This is a genomic window from Flavobacterium microcysteis (assembly GCF_006385255.1).
Taxonomy (GTDB): Bacteria; Bacteroidota; Bacteroidia; order Flavobacteriales; family Flavobacteriaceae; genus Flavobacterium; species Flavobacterium microcysteis.
The window spans coordinates 135,459-150,498 of the sequence record NZ_VFJE01000053.1 but is presented as its reverse complement, the minus strand read 5'-3'; the positions used below and the strand labels follow the sequence as shown (position 1 = coordinate 150,498).

Annotated in this window: 13 protein-coding genes; 12 read left to right on the top strand and 1 reads right to left on the bottom strand. The window is 36.1% G+C overall.

Translation table 11 applies throughout. The features are described 5' to 3' along the window. Positions 1–2 precede the first annotated feature (2 nt). From FJA49_RS07900 to FJA49_RS07860, 9 genes are all read left to right on the top strand, one after another. Positions 3–947 carry a hypothetical protein gene (locus FJA49_RS07900; protein WP_140000447.1) on the top strand — a complete coding sequence of 315 codons (945 nt, stop codon included), beginning with the start codon at positions 3–5 and terminating at the stop codon, positions 945–947. A gap of 10 nt (positions 948–957) precedes the next feature. After that, a complete protein-coding gene (locus FJA49_RS07895) occupies positions 958–2,265 on the top strand; it encodes a glycosyltransferase family protein (RefSeq protein WP_140000446.1) in 1,308 nt (435 codons plus the stop codon). A gap of 4 nt (positions 2,266–2,269) precedes the next feature. Continuing rightward, positions 2,270–3,406, top strand: coding sequence for a glycosyltransferase family 4 protein (locus tag FJA49_RS07890; protein ID WP_140000445.1), 1,137 nt, complete (start codon positions 2,270–2,272; stop codon positions 3,404–3,406). Between the two features lie 11 nt (positions 3,407–3,417). After that, positions 3,418–4,020 carry a sugar transferase gene (locus tag FJA49_RS07885; RefSeq protein ID WP_140000635.1) on the top strand — a complete coding sequence of 201 codons (603 nt, stop codon included), beginning with the start codon at positions 3,418–3,420 and terminating at the stop codon, positions 4,018–4,020. Continuing rightward, positions 4,010–4,624 (top strand): acetyltransferase, encoded by a 615-nt coding sequence (locus tag FJA49_RS07880; protein ID WP_140000444.1) that lies wholly within the window; start codon positions 4,010–4,012, stop codon positions 4,622–4,624. The genes FJA49_RS07885 and FJA49_RS07880 overlap by 11 nt, the downstream gene beginning before the upstream one ends. Before the next feature lie 10 nt (positions 4,625–4,634). Then, the gene (locus tag FJA49_RS07875) at positions 4,635–5,783 is read left to right on the top strand and encodes a DegT/DnrJ/EryC1/StrS family aminotransferase (RefSeq protein WP_140000443.1); all 1,149 of its coding nucleotides are present in this window, start codon (positions 4,635–4,637) and stop codon (positions 5,781–5,783) included. A 373-nt stretch (positions 5,784–6,156) separates the two neighbouring features. Beyond that, positions 6,157–7,968, top strand: a complete 1,812-nt coding sequence (locus FJA49_RS07870; RefSeq protein ID WP_233590088.1) for a polysaccharide biosynthesis protein — start codon at positions 6,157–6,159, stop codon at positions 7,966–7,968. 50 nt (positions 7,969–8,018) lie between these two features. Further along, positions 8,019–8,798, top strand: a complete 780-nt coding sequence (locus tag FJA49_RS07865; protein WP_140000442.1) for a polysaccharide biosynthesis/export family protein — start codon at positions 8,019–8,021, stop codon at positions 8,796–8,798. A gap of 6 nt (positions 8,799–8,804) precedes the next feature. After that, positions 8,805–11,156 carry a GumC family protein gene (locus FJA49_RS07860; RefSeq protein ID WP_140000441.1) on the top strand — a complete coding sequence of 784 codons (2,352 nt, stop codon included), beginning with the start codon at positions 8,805–8,807 and terminating at the stop codon, positions 11,154–11,156. Positions 11,157–11,193: 37 nt separating this feature from the next. Here the strand turns inward: FJA49_RS07860 and FJA49_RS07855 are convergent, their stop codons facing one another. Continuing rightward, complete coding sequence (locus FJA49_RS07855; RefSeq protein WP_140000440.1) at positions 11,194–11,928, bottom strand: tyrosine-protein phosphatase; 735 nt, start codon at positions 11,926–11,928, stop codon at positions 11,194–11,196. Between the two features lie 195 nt (positions 11,929–12,123). On the opposite strand from FJA49_RS07855, the gene FJA49_RS07850 reads away from it, so the two are divergent. The 3 genes from FJA49_RS07850 to FJA49_RS07840 are packed head-to-tail and all read left to right on the top strand — an operon-like array spanning position 12,124 to position 15,040. Further along, a complete protein-coding gene (locus FJA49_RS07850; RefSeq protein WP_140000439.1) occupies positions 12,124–13,392 on the top strand; it encodes an ABC transporter ATP-binding protein in 1,269 nt (422 codons plus the stop codon). A gap of 1 nt (position 13,393) precedes the next feature. Further along, positions 13,394–14,167, top strand: coding sequence for a class I SAM-dependent methyltransferase (locus FJA49_RS07845; protein ID WP_199758369.1), 774 nt, complete (start codon positions 13,394–13,396; stop codon positions 14,165–14,167). Between the two features lie 57 nt (positions 14,168–14,224). Next, entirely contained in the window at positions 14,225–15,040 is an 816-nt protein-coding gene (locus tag FJA49_RS07840; protein ID WP_140000438.1) for a glycosyltransferase, read from the top strand.

The following is a 15,040-nucleotide window of genomic DNA, read 5'->3' as shown; positions in this document are numbered from 1 at the left end:
TCATGATTTTTATAAAAAGCCTTTTTAAAACAGTTTACAAATACTCCACGGTACGGTTTTTAAAGAAAAGCGTTCCGCAAGGACAAGTTGTGGCAGGTAAAAAAGTTTTAGATATCCAACAGGCAAATAAGATTATCTACGAAGGAATTCTATCTGGCAAACCATTTATGGCAGGCAGATACGGAGGGTGTGAAAATGATATTTTGGCGAGTTATTACCTGCACAAAAAGTTAGGGGCTCCTATATCCAAATTAAAGTTCAATTATTTGTGTTCTAATGCTGGATTTTTTCCTAAGGACATTTCTCTTTTGCAAGGATATGTAAATGAAATGGAAACTGCAGCTACACAGGTTGATATTCTTGGTGCCTGGAATTGGTTTTTAGAAGACTATATCATCGGGACTTTTGCCCCTCAATCACAAATTACGACACTAGGAAATTTGGAGCCCTGGTTTTCTGAAAAACCATGGAGCGCAGCTTTAAAAGGAAAGAAAGTACTGGTTGTGCATCCGTTTCAGGATTCGATCGAACTGCAGTATAAAAAAAGAGAACTGCTATTCCCAGGCTCTGATATTTTACCGGAATTCGAATTAAAGACATTCAAAGCAGTTCAGTCAATAGCAGGCAATCAGCCGGAAGGATTTGACACATGGTTTGACGCATTGGATTATATGACAAGAGAAATTGAAAAGATTGATTTTGATATAGCCATTATTGGATGTGGAGCTTATGGTTTTCCTTTGGCAGCAAGAGTGAAAAAGATGAACAAGCAGGCAATCCATTTGGCAGGAGCTACGCAATTGTTATTTGGTATTAAAGGCAGTCGTTGGGAACAAGGAAATTACAAGCCGATATTTGAAAAAATTTTCAACGAAAATTGGATTCGCCCTTTAGAAACTGAAAAGCCTAAGAAAGCAGAAGCTATTGAAGGTGCTTGTTACTGGTAAATCTCAAGGAATGAAAAAACAGCCAAAAGTTTTAGTAATAAGTCGTGACTCCTGGAATGACACGAACAATAGCGGGAATACTTTGTCCAATCTCTTCCAAAATTGGGATGCGGAGAATATTGCCAATATATACTGTAGAGACGAAATTCCAAACAACAAGATTTGTTCAAATTATTTCAAAATCTCAGAAAGTCTTCTTCTGAAAAAACTCCTGCGGAAAACTCCCGTGGCAGGCATAAAGGTTCAGAAGCAAGAAGCTGTCCTAGCCACATCTGAAGTCAAAGATGAGCAGAATGAGAAGAAAATCTACGACTTTTTTAGAAAAAACAGATTCCATATATTTTTATGGGGCAGGGAACTGCTTTGGAAAATGGTAAATTGGAAAAGCAAAGAGTTAAAAGATTTTATTAAAGACTTTAATCCTGATGTTATCTATTCGCCTTCCTATGATTCCTTTTACATGCATGATATTTTAAAATTTGTCCAAAAGGAATCAGGTGTAAAAGTCGTATATTTTCACTGTGATGATTTGGTTACTTACAGGCAATATTCCTGGTCGCCTTTGTATTGGGTAAACAGATTTGTCCTTCGGAAACATATGGACAAAAGCATACAGTTGGCAGCTAAAAACTATTGCATCATTGATGAGCAATCCAGAGTTTATAAAAAAATCTATAATCTCGATTTTGATATCTTATATAAAACAGGAGATTTTACAAATTTTCCACAAACACATTCTCCAAATGTCCCTTTAAAGCTAATCTATACCGGTAATATAATTTACGGCAGGATTCACAGCCTTTTTTCTATTGCTGATGCTTTAAAGATGATTAATTCAGATGGAATTAAGGCAAAATTATATTTGTATACCGCAAATGAAATTACTCCAGAGGTAAAGCACAGATTAGAAAGTTCCGGTTCGGTTGAAATAATGGGCAAAGTTCCGTATTCTCAAATTCCGGGAATTTTAAATGATGGCGACATACTCGTACATGTGGAGTCTTTTGAAAAACAGCAGATGTTAGCCACTTCGCTGTCATTCTCTACCAAAATAGTAGATTATTTAGAGGCTGGAAAACCTATCTTTGCAATGGGTTGGAAAGAAGCGGCATCAATCAAATACCTTCATGATAATGATATTGGCGTTACGGCAAACAACAATCAAGAAGTTCAAGATAAGTTAAAGGATCTGATTGACCATACAGAAAGCTTAAATGATAAAGGCTTAAAAGCATGGAGTTTTGGAAAAGAAAAGCATAATAAAAAAGACGTGCTAAAGAATTTTGAGGATAATCTGGAAGCCCTAAAAAAGGAATAGCGCTATGAAAAAGAAAATCTGTTTTATAGTGTCTACTCCATATACCGCAAAAGCCTTTCTGGAAAACCATTTTGAAGTGCTTTCCAAAGATTATGATGTTTACCTTGTCGCTAATTTGGATGATTCGGAAATTAAAAATTATTCGAATGGCTACTTACAGGAAGTAAAGCACATACCAATTTTTAGAAAAATTAGTCTGTTAAAAGATATCAAAGCATTGTTTCTGTTAATTCGTTATCTCAATAAAAGCAACTTTGATGTAACGACGACTTTTACACCCAAAGCAGGACTTATAGGTATTCTTGCCAGTAAGATAGTAGGCGTAAAGAAGAGGGTTTATTTTTTTACCGGACAGGTTTGGCACACTAAAAAAGGAGTTTTTAAAAAATTTCTGATGACTTTGGATAAGTTTGTGGTGGCTTTAAGTACAGATATAATTGTTGATGGAGAGCCACAAAGAAATTTTTTAATAGAAAATAAAATTATCAAACCCAACAGATCAATCGTGTTGGGGAAAGGAACAATAAGCGGTATTGATATTTCAAGATTTTCGTTGAAAAATGAAATCAGAGAAAAAATCCGATTAGAATTGAACTATTCTCAGGAAGACTTCGTTTTTATGTTTCTCGGAAGATTGAATACCGACAAAGGCATAATGGATTTAGTTCAGGCTTTTAAAAAAATCAATGCAAAGTATCCGGAAGCAAAGCTTTTGGTAATTGGGCCGGATGAAGAGAATATAAATGCAAAAATCACTGCGGAATTAGATGAGGGAACTTACACTTTGTATGGTTCTACGGATAAGCCCGAAAACCTGATGCAAGTAGGTGATGTTTTTTGCCTGCCTAGCCATAGAGAAGCATTCGGCTTAAGTATAATTGAAGCTTCGGCTTGTGGAAGACCAATATTGTGCAGTGATACCTATGGACTTAAAGATACTATTGTAGAAAATGTTACAGGTTTAAGACATAAGGCTCATGATGTAGATTCCATCTATAACCAGATGGAGGTTTTGATAAAAGATAGTGCCTTAAGACAAAATCTTGGGATAAATGGCAGGAAGTATGTTGAAGAGCATTTTTCAAAAAACATCTTGACAGGACTATGGCTTGAATATTATAATTCGTTGCTAAAAAACTGATTTAGTACATGATATATAAAAAATATATAAAAAGAATAATCGACTTTAGTTTGTCCCTGTTGGGATTTATATGCTTGTTACCCATATTTCTGGTGATAACGATCTTTTTGTTTTTTGCCAATCAGGGAAAACCGTTTTTTGTACAGAAACGGCCGGGAAAAAATGGCGAGATTTTCAAAATAGTCAAGTTTAAGACGATGAACGATAGGAAGGACAAGCAAGGGAAGCTGCTTCCTGACGCTGATCGCTTGACCAAAATTGGTGCTTTTGTCCGTAAGACTTCACTTGATGAGATTCCGCAGTTGATAAACGTTATAAAAGGAGATATGAGTCTTATAGGCCCTAGGCCGTTATTGGTACACTATCTGCATTTATATTCTGATTTTCAGAACAGAAGGCACGAAGTAAAGCCAGGAATCACGGGTTGGGCTCAAGTAAATGGCAGAAACGCCATTAGCTGGGATAAAAAATTTGAACTGGATGTTTGGTATGTTGATAACATCTCTTTTAAATTAGATATGAAAATACTTTTTATGACAGTGAAAAAAGTGATAATAAGCGAAGGAATAAATGCAGCAGATGCTGCCACAATAGAACCTTTTAATGGAGAATAATATTGTATTATATGGAGCAAGTGGGCACTGCAAAGTAATTATGGATTCCATTTTTTTGCAAGGCGATACTATAGAAGCTATTTTGGACGATAGTCCGAAGAAAAAGCATCTTTATGAAATTCCCATCGTTAAAGCAGGAGATTTTAAAGTGAGCAGCGACACTCTTTTGACCATTTCTATTGGCGATAATAAGGTTCGCAAAATGATATCTGAAAAAGTCAGTGCAAAATTTCATACAGTAATACATCCAAAAGCAATACTGTCTGAATATTCTTCTATTGGAGAAGGAACAGTAGTGATGGCTGGAGCTATTGTAAATCCGGATTCGGTTATTGGAAAACATTGTATTATTAATACAGGTGCCGTAATAGATCATGATTGCAATATAGGCGACTATGCCCATATTTCTCCAAATGCCTCATTGGCCGGAGATGTCAAAGTAGGTGAAGGGACACATGTTGGTATTGGTGCTTCTGTAATACAGGGTGTCACGATTGGGAAATGGGCTATTATAGGAGCCGGATCAGTAGTGCTGAAAGACGTTGAAGATTATGCCGTTGTTGTTGGGAACCCGGGCAAAATTATAAAATATACAGAAAAATAGATAAGATAAAATGAGCAATCAAAAAATATGGCTTTCTTCCCCGCACATGGGAGGTACCGAGCAAAATTATGTAAATGAAGCTTTTGAATCAAACTGGGTGGCACCACTTGGGCCTAATGTGACCGGATTTGAACAAGATTTAGAAAAATTTATCGGACAGGATTCTCATGTAGGAGCTTTGAGTTCCGGAACTGCTGCCTTGCACTTAGGATTGATACTCTTAGGCGTAAAAGCAGGCGATGAGGTTATTTGTCAGAGTATGACTTTTTCAGCTTCTGCTAATCCAATAATGTATCAGGGTGCTACTCCGATTTTTATTGATAGCGAAAAAGAAACCTGGAACCTTTGCCCAATTGCTTTAGAAGAAGCTATAACCGACAGGATTTCCAAAGGGAAAAAGCCTAAGGCTATCATAGCGGTACATCTTTATGGAATGCCTTATAAAGTAGATGAAATCCATGCGATTGCTAAAAAATATGAAATTCCGGTTTTGGAAGATAGTGCTGAAGCATTAGGTAGTCATTACAAAAATCAGAAATGCGGTACTTTCGGAGAAATTGGTGTCCTTTCATTTAACGGAAATAAAATCATTACTACTTCTGGTGGAGGTGCTATAGTAACGAAAAATAAAGAATCTAAAGATAAAGTGATATTTCTCTCCACTCAAGCGAGAGACAACGCTCCACATTACCAACATAGCGAAGTAGGCTATAATTACAGAATGAGCAATATCTGCGCCGGAATTGGACGAGGTCAGATGGAAGTTCTTGAAGATCATGTTGGTCTAAGGAGAAAAATGCACGAATTCTATAAGGATTATTTCAAAGACGTTGAAGGAGTAACAGTATTTAGCGAGCCGGATAGCAATTATTTTTCAAATCATTGGCTATCTGCTATTGTGCTAGATCCTTCAAAAACAGGAGGAAAGACTCGTGAAGATTTAAGATTGGCCTTAGAGCAAGCCAATATAGAAAGTCGTCCGTTATGGAAACCGATGCATTTACAGCCCGTTTTTGAAAGCTATCCTTACTACGGTAAAAATGTTTCGGAAAAGCTGTTTGATGACGGACTTTGCATGCCATCAGGTTCAAATTTAACGGAAGAAGATAAAAACAGAATCAGAACCGTTTTAAATCAGTTTTTTAACAAAAAAATATAAATAGAAAATTATCAGAATTTTAAAAAACAATTGTTATATAGTTGTGGTAAAGGCTGTAATGGGATAATTGTTTAACAAAAAAAGTTAATAAAGCCTTAAAATTTTAGTATTTGCTTAACATAGTTGTTTTTTATATAACTTTGCCAAATAAATAGACCAGACTATTAAAACCCCCCAAAAGTTTTAACCAAGTAAAAATTGAGAAGAATTGGACAAGAAATCTTTTAGAACTGATTTGTTAACAGCAATGTCAGGACTAAAATTGAATTTTAGTTTTAAAAATTTGGGATACCTTCCCAGGTGGGTAGTTTTGCTGTTAGATTTGGGGATTGTATTTGCTTCTGGGCTAATAACCTATCTTCTGCTAAAAGGAATGAAGTTAACCTACATTCCTGATGGTTACCTCTTTTATGGGGTCATGTTATATTTTTCAGTAAACATTTTCTTCTTTTGGGTTTTTCGAACCTATTCAGGAATTATACGGCACTCTTCCTATATTGATGCAGTTAAGATTTTCTTTGCGCAGTTCTGTGCCTTAATTACACTTGTGTTTATCAATTTTGTATTCCTGCTGGATCATGACTACAAGATATTTTTGAACACGGGAATATTTTTTAATGGCGTATTTTCTTTCTGTTTTCTGTTCTTTTACAGGATAGTCGTTAAGCAGACTTTTGAAAAATATCTCAGTATTTCAAGAAAAGAAGGCCAAATGCGTGCTTTGATTTATGGTTTTGATAATAATGCGATAGCTGTTGCAAATGCATTGAGATCAGAAAATCCAAGCCGATTCAAACTGCTAGGTTTTATTGATAAATTCAATCAGAATAGTTCAAAAAGGATTCTCGACTTGCCAATCTTACAGCTCAAAAGACGTGTGCCAGTAGTGATGCGTTCCGTAGGAGCTGAAGCGCTTATTATTGCCGACAAATCATTGACAAAAGAAGAAAGGCTCGCCATTGTTGATGAATGTTTAGAATACAACTATAAAGTATATACCATATCTCTGATTACCGATTGGGAAAATCAAGAGGAAATTTCCAAGAATATCAAGAGTTTCGAAATCCAGGATTTGTTGGAAAGAAAGCCTATTGTTCTTGATATGCATTCTATTTCTTCACAATTGTGTGACAAGACAATTATGGTGACTGGCGCTGCTGGCTCGATAGGGAGTGAGATAGTAAGGCAGGTAATTGGATTTAACCCGAAAACAATCGTGATTCTTGATCAGGCCGAAACACCTTTGCACAATCTTTCACTTGAAATAGCCAATTGCAATCCTAATATCAGAATACATAATGTTTTGGCAGATGTCAGAAACAAACAAATATTGAAGCAAGTATTTAAGCTCTACCAGCCGCAAGTCGTATACCATGCTGCAGCATACAAACATGTGCCGTTAATGGAAGAAAATCCATCCCAAGCCATATTTACAAATATTTTGGGAACAAAAATTCTGGCTGATTTGGCGCACAAGCATAAAGTAGAACGATTTGTTATGGTTTCTACAGATAAAGCAGTAAACCCAAGCAGCGTTATGGGAGCGAGCAAAAGGATAGCAGAAAAATATGTCCAGTCTCTGAATTATAAATATAAAAATGATGCCGAAAACAATGGCACCAAATTTATAACAACCCGATTCGGAAACGTTCTAGGTTCTAATGGTTCTGTCGTGCCACTTTTCAAAAAGCAAATCGAAGAGGGAGGCCCGGTTACAATTACGCATCCTGACATTATCCGTTATTTTATGACAATTCCTGAAGCATGCCAGCTGGTTCTTGAGGCAGGAGCGATGGGTAACGGAGGTGAGATTTATATCTTTGATATGGGTGATCCAGTTAAGATTATCGATTTGGCAAGAAAAATGATCAAGCTGGCAGGATTTACACCAGACAAACAGATAAAGATAAAAATAGTAGGTCTTCGCCCTGGGGAAAAACTATATGAAGAATTGCTAAATGATACAGCCAAGACATTGCCAACGCATCACGAAAAGATAATGATTGCAGAAGAAATATTTGATGATTATGAAGCGGTTACGATGGCCATTCATGATCTTATCGAGATTTCAGAAATTACTTCAAATGAGGAAATTGTGACAAAAATGAAGCTAATTGTTCCGGAATTTAAAAGCATGAACTCTATTTTTGAAACATTAGACAACAATCACGTAAGTCAAATTTAGTTTTCTTTAGTCTGTTAATTGTTAAATAGTATCTTTGTATTAAAAACCATATGAAAAAGTTGAATTATTTTAGGCCTGTAATCATACTCTTTTTATCCCTTTTCATCTTCTCATGTGCTTCGAGAAAGAATGTAGCTTATTATCAAAATATTGACCAGCTTCCTAACCTGGAAAGCGCATCCTCATACGAAACTATACTGCAGCCAGATGATCTATTAATGATCATTGTTATGGCAGAAAATCCTGAAGTGGCGGCACCTTTTAACTTACCGTCTGTTATTATGCAATCAACTACTGAGCTTGAAAATCAGCAGATGCGCATGAATAGTTATTTGATAGATTCGAAAGGATTTATCCAATTTCCAATATTAGGACCTCTCCAAATAGGTGGTCTTACCAGAACGCAAGCGATAGCTAAAATAACCAAAGAGCTTGAGAAATATATCAAAAAACCTTCCATAAACCTTAGAATATTAAATTATAAGGTTACCGTTCAGGGTGAAGTTACGCAACCTGGAATTCACAATATTACCAGTGAACGAATTACACTGTCCGAAGCATTGAGCATGTCAGGAGATCTTACGGTTTATGGTAAAAGAGATAATATTCTGATCATTCGAGAGGTGGATGGAAAAAAACAAGCCACCAGGGTAGATATCACAAAAGCAGATTTTTTAAATTCTCCTTTTTATTACCTGAAACAGAATGACGTGGTATATGTAGAACCGAATAAGACTAAAGTAAATTCTTCTGCGGTTGGCCCGAATACTGCGATTGTTCTTTCCTCCATTTCCATAATTGTAACGATAATAGCCTTAACAATACGATAGTAAGTAATGAGTAATAAGCAAGAAATACAACAGGAAAACCACGAATCAGATTTTAATATAAGAGAACAGGTAGAAAAATATCTTGTTCATTGGAAATGGTTTGCACTTTCAGTTATTGTAGTTTTATGCCTGGCTTTTTTATATTTAAGATATACGACGCCATTATATAGAGCTACTGCAACTATTCTGGTGAAAGACGACAAGAAAGGTGGTTTGGCTTCTGAACTTTCAGTTTTGTCTGATCTGGGTGTAGGAACATCTAAAAGCAATGTAGATAACGAAGTTGAAATTCTAAAGTCTCGTACGCTGACAGAAAAAGCCGTAGATAAGTTGCATCTGAATATTCATTATTTGAGCCATGGTCGTGTCAAATCATCCGAATTATATAAGGCATCACCTGTAACCGTAATCTATTCTCCGGCAAGTGACCAGTACAAAAGAGAAGCACATGCTTTTACAATTCAATCAGTTAATGATAATAAATTTAAGCTTTTTAAAGGGGAAGACAAAGAGCTGGGCACCTTTAATTATGGTAGTCTGATTAAAATACCGGAAGGAACACTTTCGGTTACAAAAGTTGATATCGCAGATAAAAGTTCATTTTCAATAGATTGTACTATTTACCCTGTTGAAACCATGACGACTTATTACAGAGGAGCTTTAGGAATAGTATCTGTTGGGAAAAATACAAGTGTAATCGAGCTGTCTGTAGTAGACCAAAACTCACAAAGAGCAGCCGATTTCTTAAATACTTTGGTAGAAATCTATAATAATGATGCTATTGAAGATAAAAACTTAGTTGCAGAAAAGACCTCGCAATTTATCTCTACACGTCTCGGACTCATAACGGAAGAACTTACAGATGTAGAAAAAGATGTGGAAGGCTTTAAAAAGCAAAACAATCTTACTGATATTCCTACGGAAGCTACTATGTTTCTTGAAAATGCGTCCGAATATGAAAAGAAGCAGATAGAAACAGAAATCCAATTGAACGTAGTTTCGTCAATGCGCCAGTTTTTAAATTCAAGCGGGCCTGGAGATCTTATTCCTAGTAATCTCCTTTCAACTCAGTCTGAAGCATCAGACTTGATCATGGAATACAATAGGCTTGTAATTGAATACAATCGAATCGCTGCCGGAGCGACAGCTGAAAACCCAGTAGTGGTTAATGCTGCCAAAAAAATCCAGGCAATGAAATCAAACATAAGCCAAAGCCTGGCCAGAATGCAGTCTTCTTTAACCATTACTAAAAAGAATTTGGATCAGCAAGGATCGGTTATAGGAAGTAAAAAAGCTAACGTGCCTCGCTTAGAAAGAGAATTCAGGATTATTGACAGACAGCAAAAAGTAAAAGAAGCTTTATATCTTTATCTTCTTCAGAAAAGAGAAGAAACAGCTTTGACCTTGGCGGCAACCGAGCAAAGTGCGAAAGTTATAGATTCCAGTTATTTTTCAGGAGTTCCGGTTTCTCCTAAAAGAAGCATGATTTATCTTATTGCTTTGGTAATAGGATTGGCTATTCCTGCAGCAATTATCTATTTGCAAGAACTGCTAAACACTAAAATCAAAAGCAGACTGGATATTGAAAAACGTTTAACAATTCCTTTCTTAGGAGATGTTCCGAAATCGGATTCTCATGAAGAAATGATCAATACCAACAGCCGTTCCGGTTCTGCGGAAGCGATACGAATTGTCAGAACCAACCTGGAATTTATGCTAACCGGAACAAGTGGCGAAAGAGGAAAAACAATTTTCGTTACCTCGACAATTCCGGGTGAAGGAAAAACTTTTATTTCTGTGAACTTGGCAGGAACAATCGCTTTGTCCGGAAAAAAAGTATTGCTGGTAGGAATGGATATCAGAAATCCGAAATTGGCAGAATATATTCCAATCAGACCGGAAGGTGTTACGAATTATCTTTCAAAACAAGACAAAGATTTGGCGAGTTATATTACTAAGTTGGACAACTTTGAAAATTTCCATGTATTGTCTTCGGGAGTTATTCCTCCAAACCCGGTGGAGCTTTTGATGAACGATAAGATAAACAAGATGTTTGCGGAACTTAAAGAAACGTATGATTACATCATTGTTGATACGGCTCCGGTAAGTGTGGTTACTGATACTTTGCTTATTGCTAAAAATGCGGACGCATTTATCTATGTTGTAAGAGCAAATTACCTTGACAAGCGACTGCTTCATGTACCGGAAATGTTCTATAACCAACAAAAACTACCTAATATGTCTCTTGTGTTGAATGCAACAGAAGTAATTAACAAAGGCTATGGCTATGGTTACGGTTACGGCTATGGAGCCGATACGGAAGTAAAACCGTGGTATAAAACTATATTCAAGAAATAATAAAAAAGCCCTTTTTTAAAGGGCTTTTTTATTAAAATTATATTCGGAAAAAATCGTTGCGTCTGATTGCTTCCTTCAAAGCAGCAGTATCAGAAAATGCCAATTTCTTGTCAAAGCTTTTTAAGTGATTTTCATGATGCAAATCGGAACCGGTAAAATCAATCATTCCGGTATCAAGAAGTTTCTGAGCTACTTTGGCTACACCAGAACCATAATAACCTACAGTCGATAACAGATTCAATTGAAACAAACATCCGGCTTTTTTCAGTTTTTTGTACTCGTCAAAATTAGAATGATAAAAAATGTAGCGTTCAGGATGTGCCAATACAGGTTGATATCCGGCAATTCTAATGTCAAAAATAATATCGTACAGTTGCATTGGCGGATTGATATACGACATTTCTACCAGCAGATAATTGTCTTTCAGTGTAAGCAATTTTTCTGATTGCATCAATTTAGAAAAAGAATCATCCATCATATATTCCGCTGCCGCTTTAAACGGCAGGTTGAAATTTTCTTTGACAAGTTTTTCTGAAGTAGCAGCATGAAGCGTTTCAATATCAGCTCTCGAATTGTCCCAGATATTTTTGATAATATGAGGAGTGGTGACAAACTGTTCGAACCCTATTTTCTGAAGTGATTGGATTAGAGAAAGCGTGGTTTCGAAACTTTTAGAACCATCGTCAATTCCCGGTAGTAAATGGGAATGGATATCGGTATAATTCTCGATCAGATCCCTAAGAATCGGTTTTTTTTTGGAAAAGAAAAGCAAAGTTGTGTGTTTGAAAATTTAGCAACAAATTTATAACATATATTTAATAATTCTTCTTTTTTAAAACAAAATATAACAGTAAAAAAGTTGTTATATCAGGCGCTTTTGCAAGTTTCGCTGTCATAAAATTAAATTTCTTATTGCTATATTTGGCAAGCATATCAATATCGCAATATTTTAAGCTTCTACCACAAAATGGACAAAGAAATAATACTGAAAGTTGAAGGAATCTCAAAACAATACCGTTTGGGTAAAGTGGGTACGGGAACACTCAGCCATGATCTTAACCGTTGGTGGGCAAACGTTCGTGGAAAAGAAGACCCGTATCTTAAAGTAGGCGATACCAATGACCGTACTTCAAAAGGCTCGTCAGATTATGTATGGGCTTTGCAGGATATAAATTTTGAAGTGGAGAAAGGTGAGGTTTTAGGCATCATAGGTAAAAACGGTGCCGGAAAATCAACCCTGCTCAAAATCCTTTCAAGAGTTACAGCTCCTACAACAGGAAACATAAAAACAAAAGGACGTATTGCTTCTTTGCTTGAAGTAGGGACTGGATTCCATAGCGAAATGACTGGGCGTGAAAATATTTACTTGAATGGCGCCATTCTCGGAATGACCAAAAAGGAAATCAGATCCAAAATAGACGAAATCATAGAGTTCAGCGGATGCCAGCGCTATATCGATACTCCCGTAAAAAGATACAGTTCAGGAATGACCGTACGTTTGGCGTTTGCCGTAGCAGCATTCTTAGAACCGGAAATTTTGGTTGTTGACGAAGTATTGGCGGTGGGTGATGCCGAATTCCAAAAAAAGGCAATTGGCAAAATGCAGGATATTTCTAAAGGAGAAGGAAGAACCGTGTTATTTGTTAGTCATAATATGGCGGCTGTCAAAAGTTTATGTACAAGAGCAGTTCTGATAGACAACGGAAGATTTGTTTTTTCAGGTACACCGGAAAGAACCATAGACGAATACTTAAAAGCTGAAAAAAGCTCTAATGTTTTAGAGAAAATTTGGCCTATAGAAAAAGCTCCAGGCGATAGCGTTTGTAAGCTTATCAGCGTTACAGCCAAGACGGATGAAAAGTCAATATTCATCAATAAAGACTTAGAAATTGAGTTTGTAATTGAGAATCTTGGTGAAACACCAAAAAACCTGAACATAAGCATGGTTGTGTATTCAAGCTCTGAAGTTCCTGTTTTTAATGTAGTTTCGGATTCCTATAATTGTGAAAAAGGCAGATATTCTATCAGTACCGTAATACCTAAGAATTTGATGAATACGGATACGTACTCTATCAGGGTTTTGCTTGTTGAAGATTCTTCAAAGCCTTTATGCAATGAATACAACGTCCTCAACATTTCTTTTCTTGAAGAAAAAAGAGATGTCTCCTGGTATGGAAAATGGATTGGGGCAGTAAGGCCACAAAACCTGATTGATTGGGACTTCAAAAAAGTGTAAGATGAACATTCTCAAAAAAATTAAAAAAAAAATAATAGCTCCCAAAGGCAATTTTTCCTGTTCTGTTTGTGGTAAGGATCATGTCAGAATGAATCCTTTGCCGGAAAAATACTTAAGGACATTTGCCAAAGAAGGATTTATCCATTCCATTTTTTTATTCGAAACCTTAAACCTTTTTGAATATTCTTGTGCCAATTGTGCTGCTTCAGACCGTTCAAGACTATATGCTTTATATCTGAATGATTTCTTCTCAAAGGCTAAAGATGTAAAGGTTTTGGATATTGCTCCAACAGAACATTTAAAAGACTATTTAAATAGGCAGGTGCCGCCACAAAATTACAGATCGGCAGATTTATTTATGAAAGATGTCGATGACAATGTTGACATTCAAGCCATGGATATTTATCCGGATGATTCCTGGGATTTGATTATATGCTCTCATGTTCTGGAACACGTTCCTGATGATGTCAAAGCGTTAAGTGAAATCTATCGAGTGCTCAAAAAAGGAGGAACAGCCATACTGATGGCTCCAATAAACTTAGGACTGGAAAAAAGTTTTGAAGCCGAAAAAGGTAGGGAATATACAATTTCTGAACGCTGGAAATATTTCGGGCAAGATGACCATGAACGACTGTATAGCAAAAACGATTTTATCCAAAGAATCAAATCCGTCGGATTCAATCTTGAAGAACTAGATAAGAGTTACTTTGGAGAATCGGTATTTAAAAAATATGGCGTCAGCTCAGGAAGCGTACTTTATATCGGGAAGAAATAAAAGAATTGCAGTTCATAAAATACAGCAATTATCATCTAAAATCATTAGATTTAAAATATGAAAGTTAGCGTTTGCATGATAACATACAATCACGAAAACTATATTCGTGAAGCCATTGAAGGTGTTTTGATGCAAAATATAGACTTTGATATGGAGTTGGTAATTTCTAATGATTGCTCTACTGATACTACTGATGACATAATAAAAGAAATCATCGAATCACATCCCAAAGGCTCGCTCATTAAATATTTCTCTCATAAGCAGAATTTAGGAATGATGCCTAATTTTATATTTACATTGCAACAATGTGTAGGCGAATATATAGCCCTATGTGAAGGTGATGATTATTGGACAGACGAAAACAAGCTCCAACAGCAGATTGCTTTTTTAGATACTAATAACGATTGTGCAGGCTGTTTTCATAATGTTTTGGTTGTGAATGAAATGGTGCCGGATTTTAAACCCAAACCATGGCGTACATACGACAAGCATGATTTTACACAGCCAGATACTTTTTCAAAAGTGGCGCTCTTTCATACCTGTTCTTTTGTTTTCAGGCAACGTTTTTTAGAATTCCCGGCCTGGTTTGAAAAGGTGAAAAGTGGCGACATGGCACTATTTTCTCTTATCGCTGCCAAAGGAAAGCTAAGGCTTATTGATGGAATAATGGCGGTGTATAGAAAAAATGAAAAAGGTGTTACATCAGGCCAGAAAATAATAGACTACCATAAAAATCGTATCCGATTAATGCGGTTTTTTAAAGGCCATTTTAATCTTTATCTAACCCAATTGGATGACATTATAGCCTATCATCGCAGTGAAATTATAAAAACATACAAGAAAAAAATACTGAGTATTTTTAAAATAAAATAA

Excerpts from the sequence above, each read along its gene's own strand:
- FJA49_RS07900 (WP_140000447.1), top strand. The coding sequence starts at position 3 with ATGATTTTTATAAAAAGCCTTTTTAAAACAGTTTACAAATACTCCACG.
- FJA49_RS07895 (WP_140000446.1), top strand. The coding sequence starts at position 958 with ATGAAAAAACAGCCAAAAGTTTTAGTAATAAGTCGTGACTCCTGGAAT.
- FJA49_RS07890 (WP_140000445.1), top strand. The coding sequence starts at position 2,270 with ATGAAAAAGAAAATCTGTTTTATAGTGTCTACTCCATATACCGCAAAA.
- FJA49_RS07880 (WP_140000444.1), top strand. The coding sequence starts at position 4,010 with ATGGAGAATAATATTGTATTATATGGAGCAAGTGGGCACTGCAAAGTA.
- FJA49_RS07875 (WP_140000443.1), top strand. The coding sequence starts at position 4,635 with ATGAGCAATCAAAAAATATGGCTTTCTTCCCCGCACATGGGAGGTACC.
- FJA49_RS07870 (WP_233590088.1), top strand. The coding sequence starts at position 6,157 with ATGAAGTTAACCTACATTCCTGATGGTTACCTCTTTTATGGGGTCATG.
- FJA49_RS07865 (WP_140000442.1), top strand. The coding sequence starts at position 8,019 with ATGAAAAAGTTGAATTATTTTAGGCCTGTAATCATACTCTTTTTATCC.
- FJA49_RS07860 (WP_140000441.1), top strand. The coding sequence starts at position 8,805 with ATGAGTAATAAGCAAGAAATACAACAGGAAAACCACGAATCAGATTTT.
- FJA49_RS07850 (WP_140000439.1), top strand. The coding sequence starts at position 12,124 with ATGGACAAAGAAATAATACTGAAAGTTGAAGGAATCTCAAAACAATAC.
- FJA49_RS07845 (WP_199758369.1), top strand. The coding sequence starts at position 13,394 with ATGAACATTCTCAAAAAAATTAAAAAAAAAATAATAGCTCCCAAAGGC.
- FJA49_RS07840 (WP_140000438.1), top strand. The coding sequence starts at position 14,225 with ATGAAAGTTAGCGTTTGCATGATAACATACAATCACGAAAACTATATT.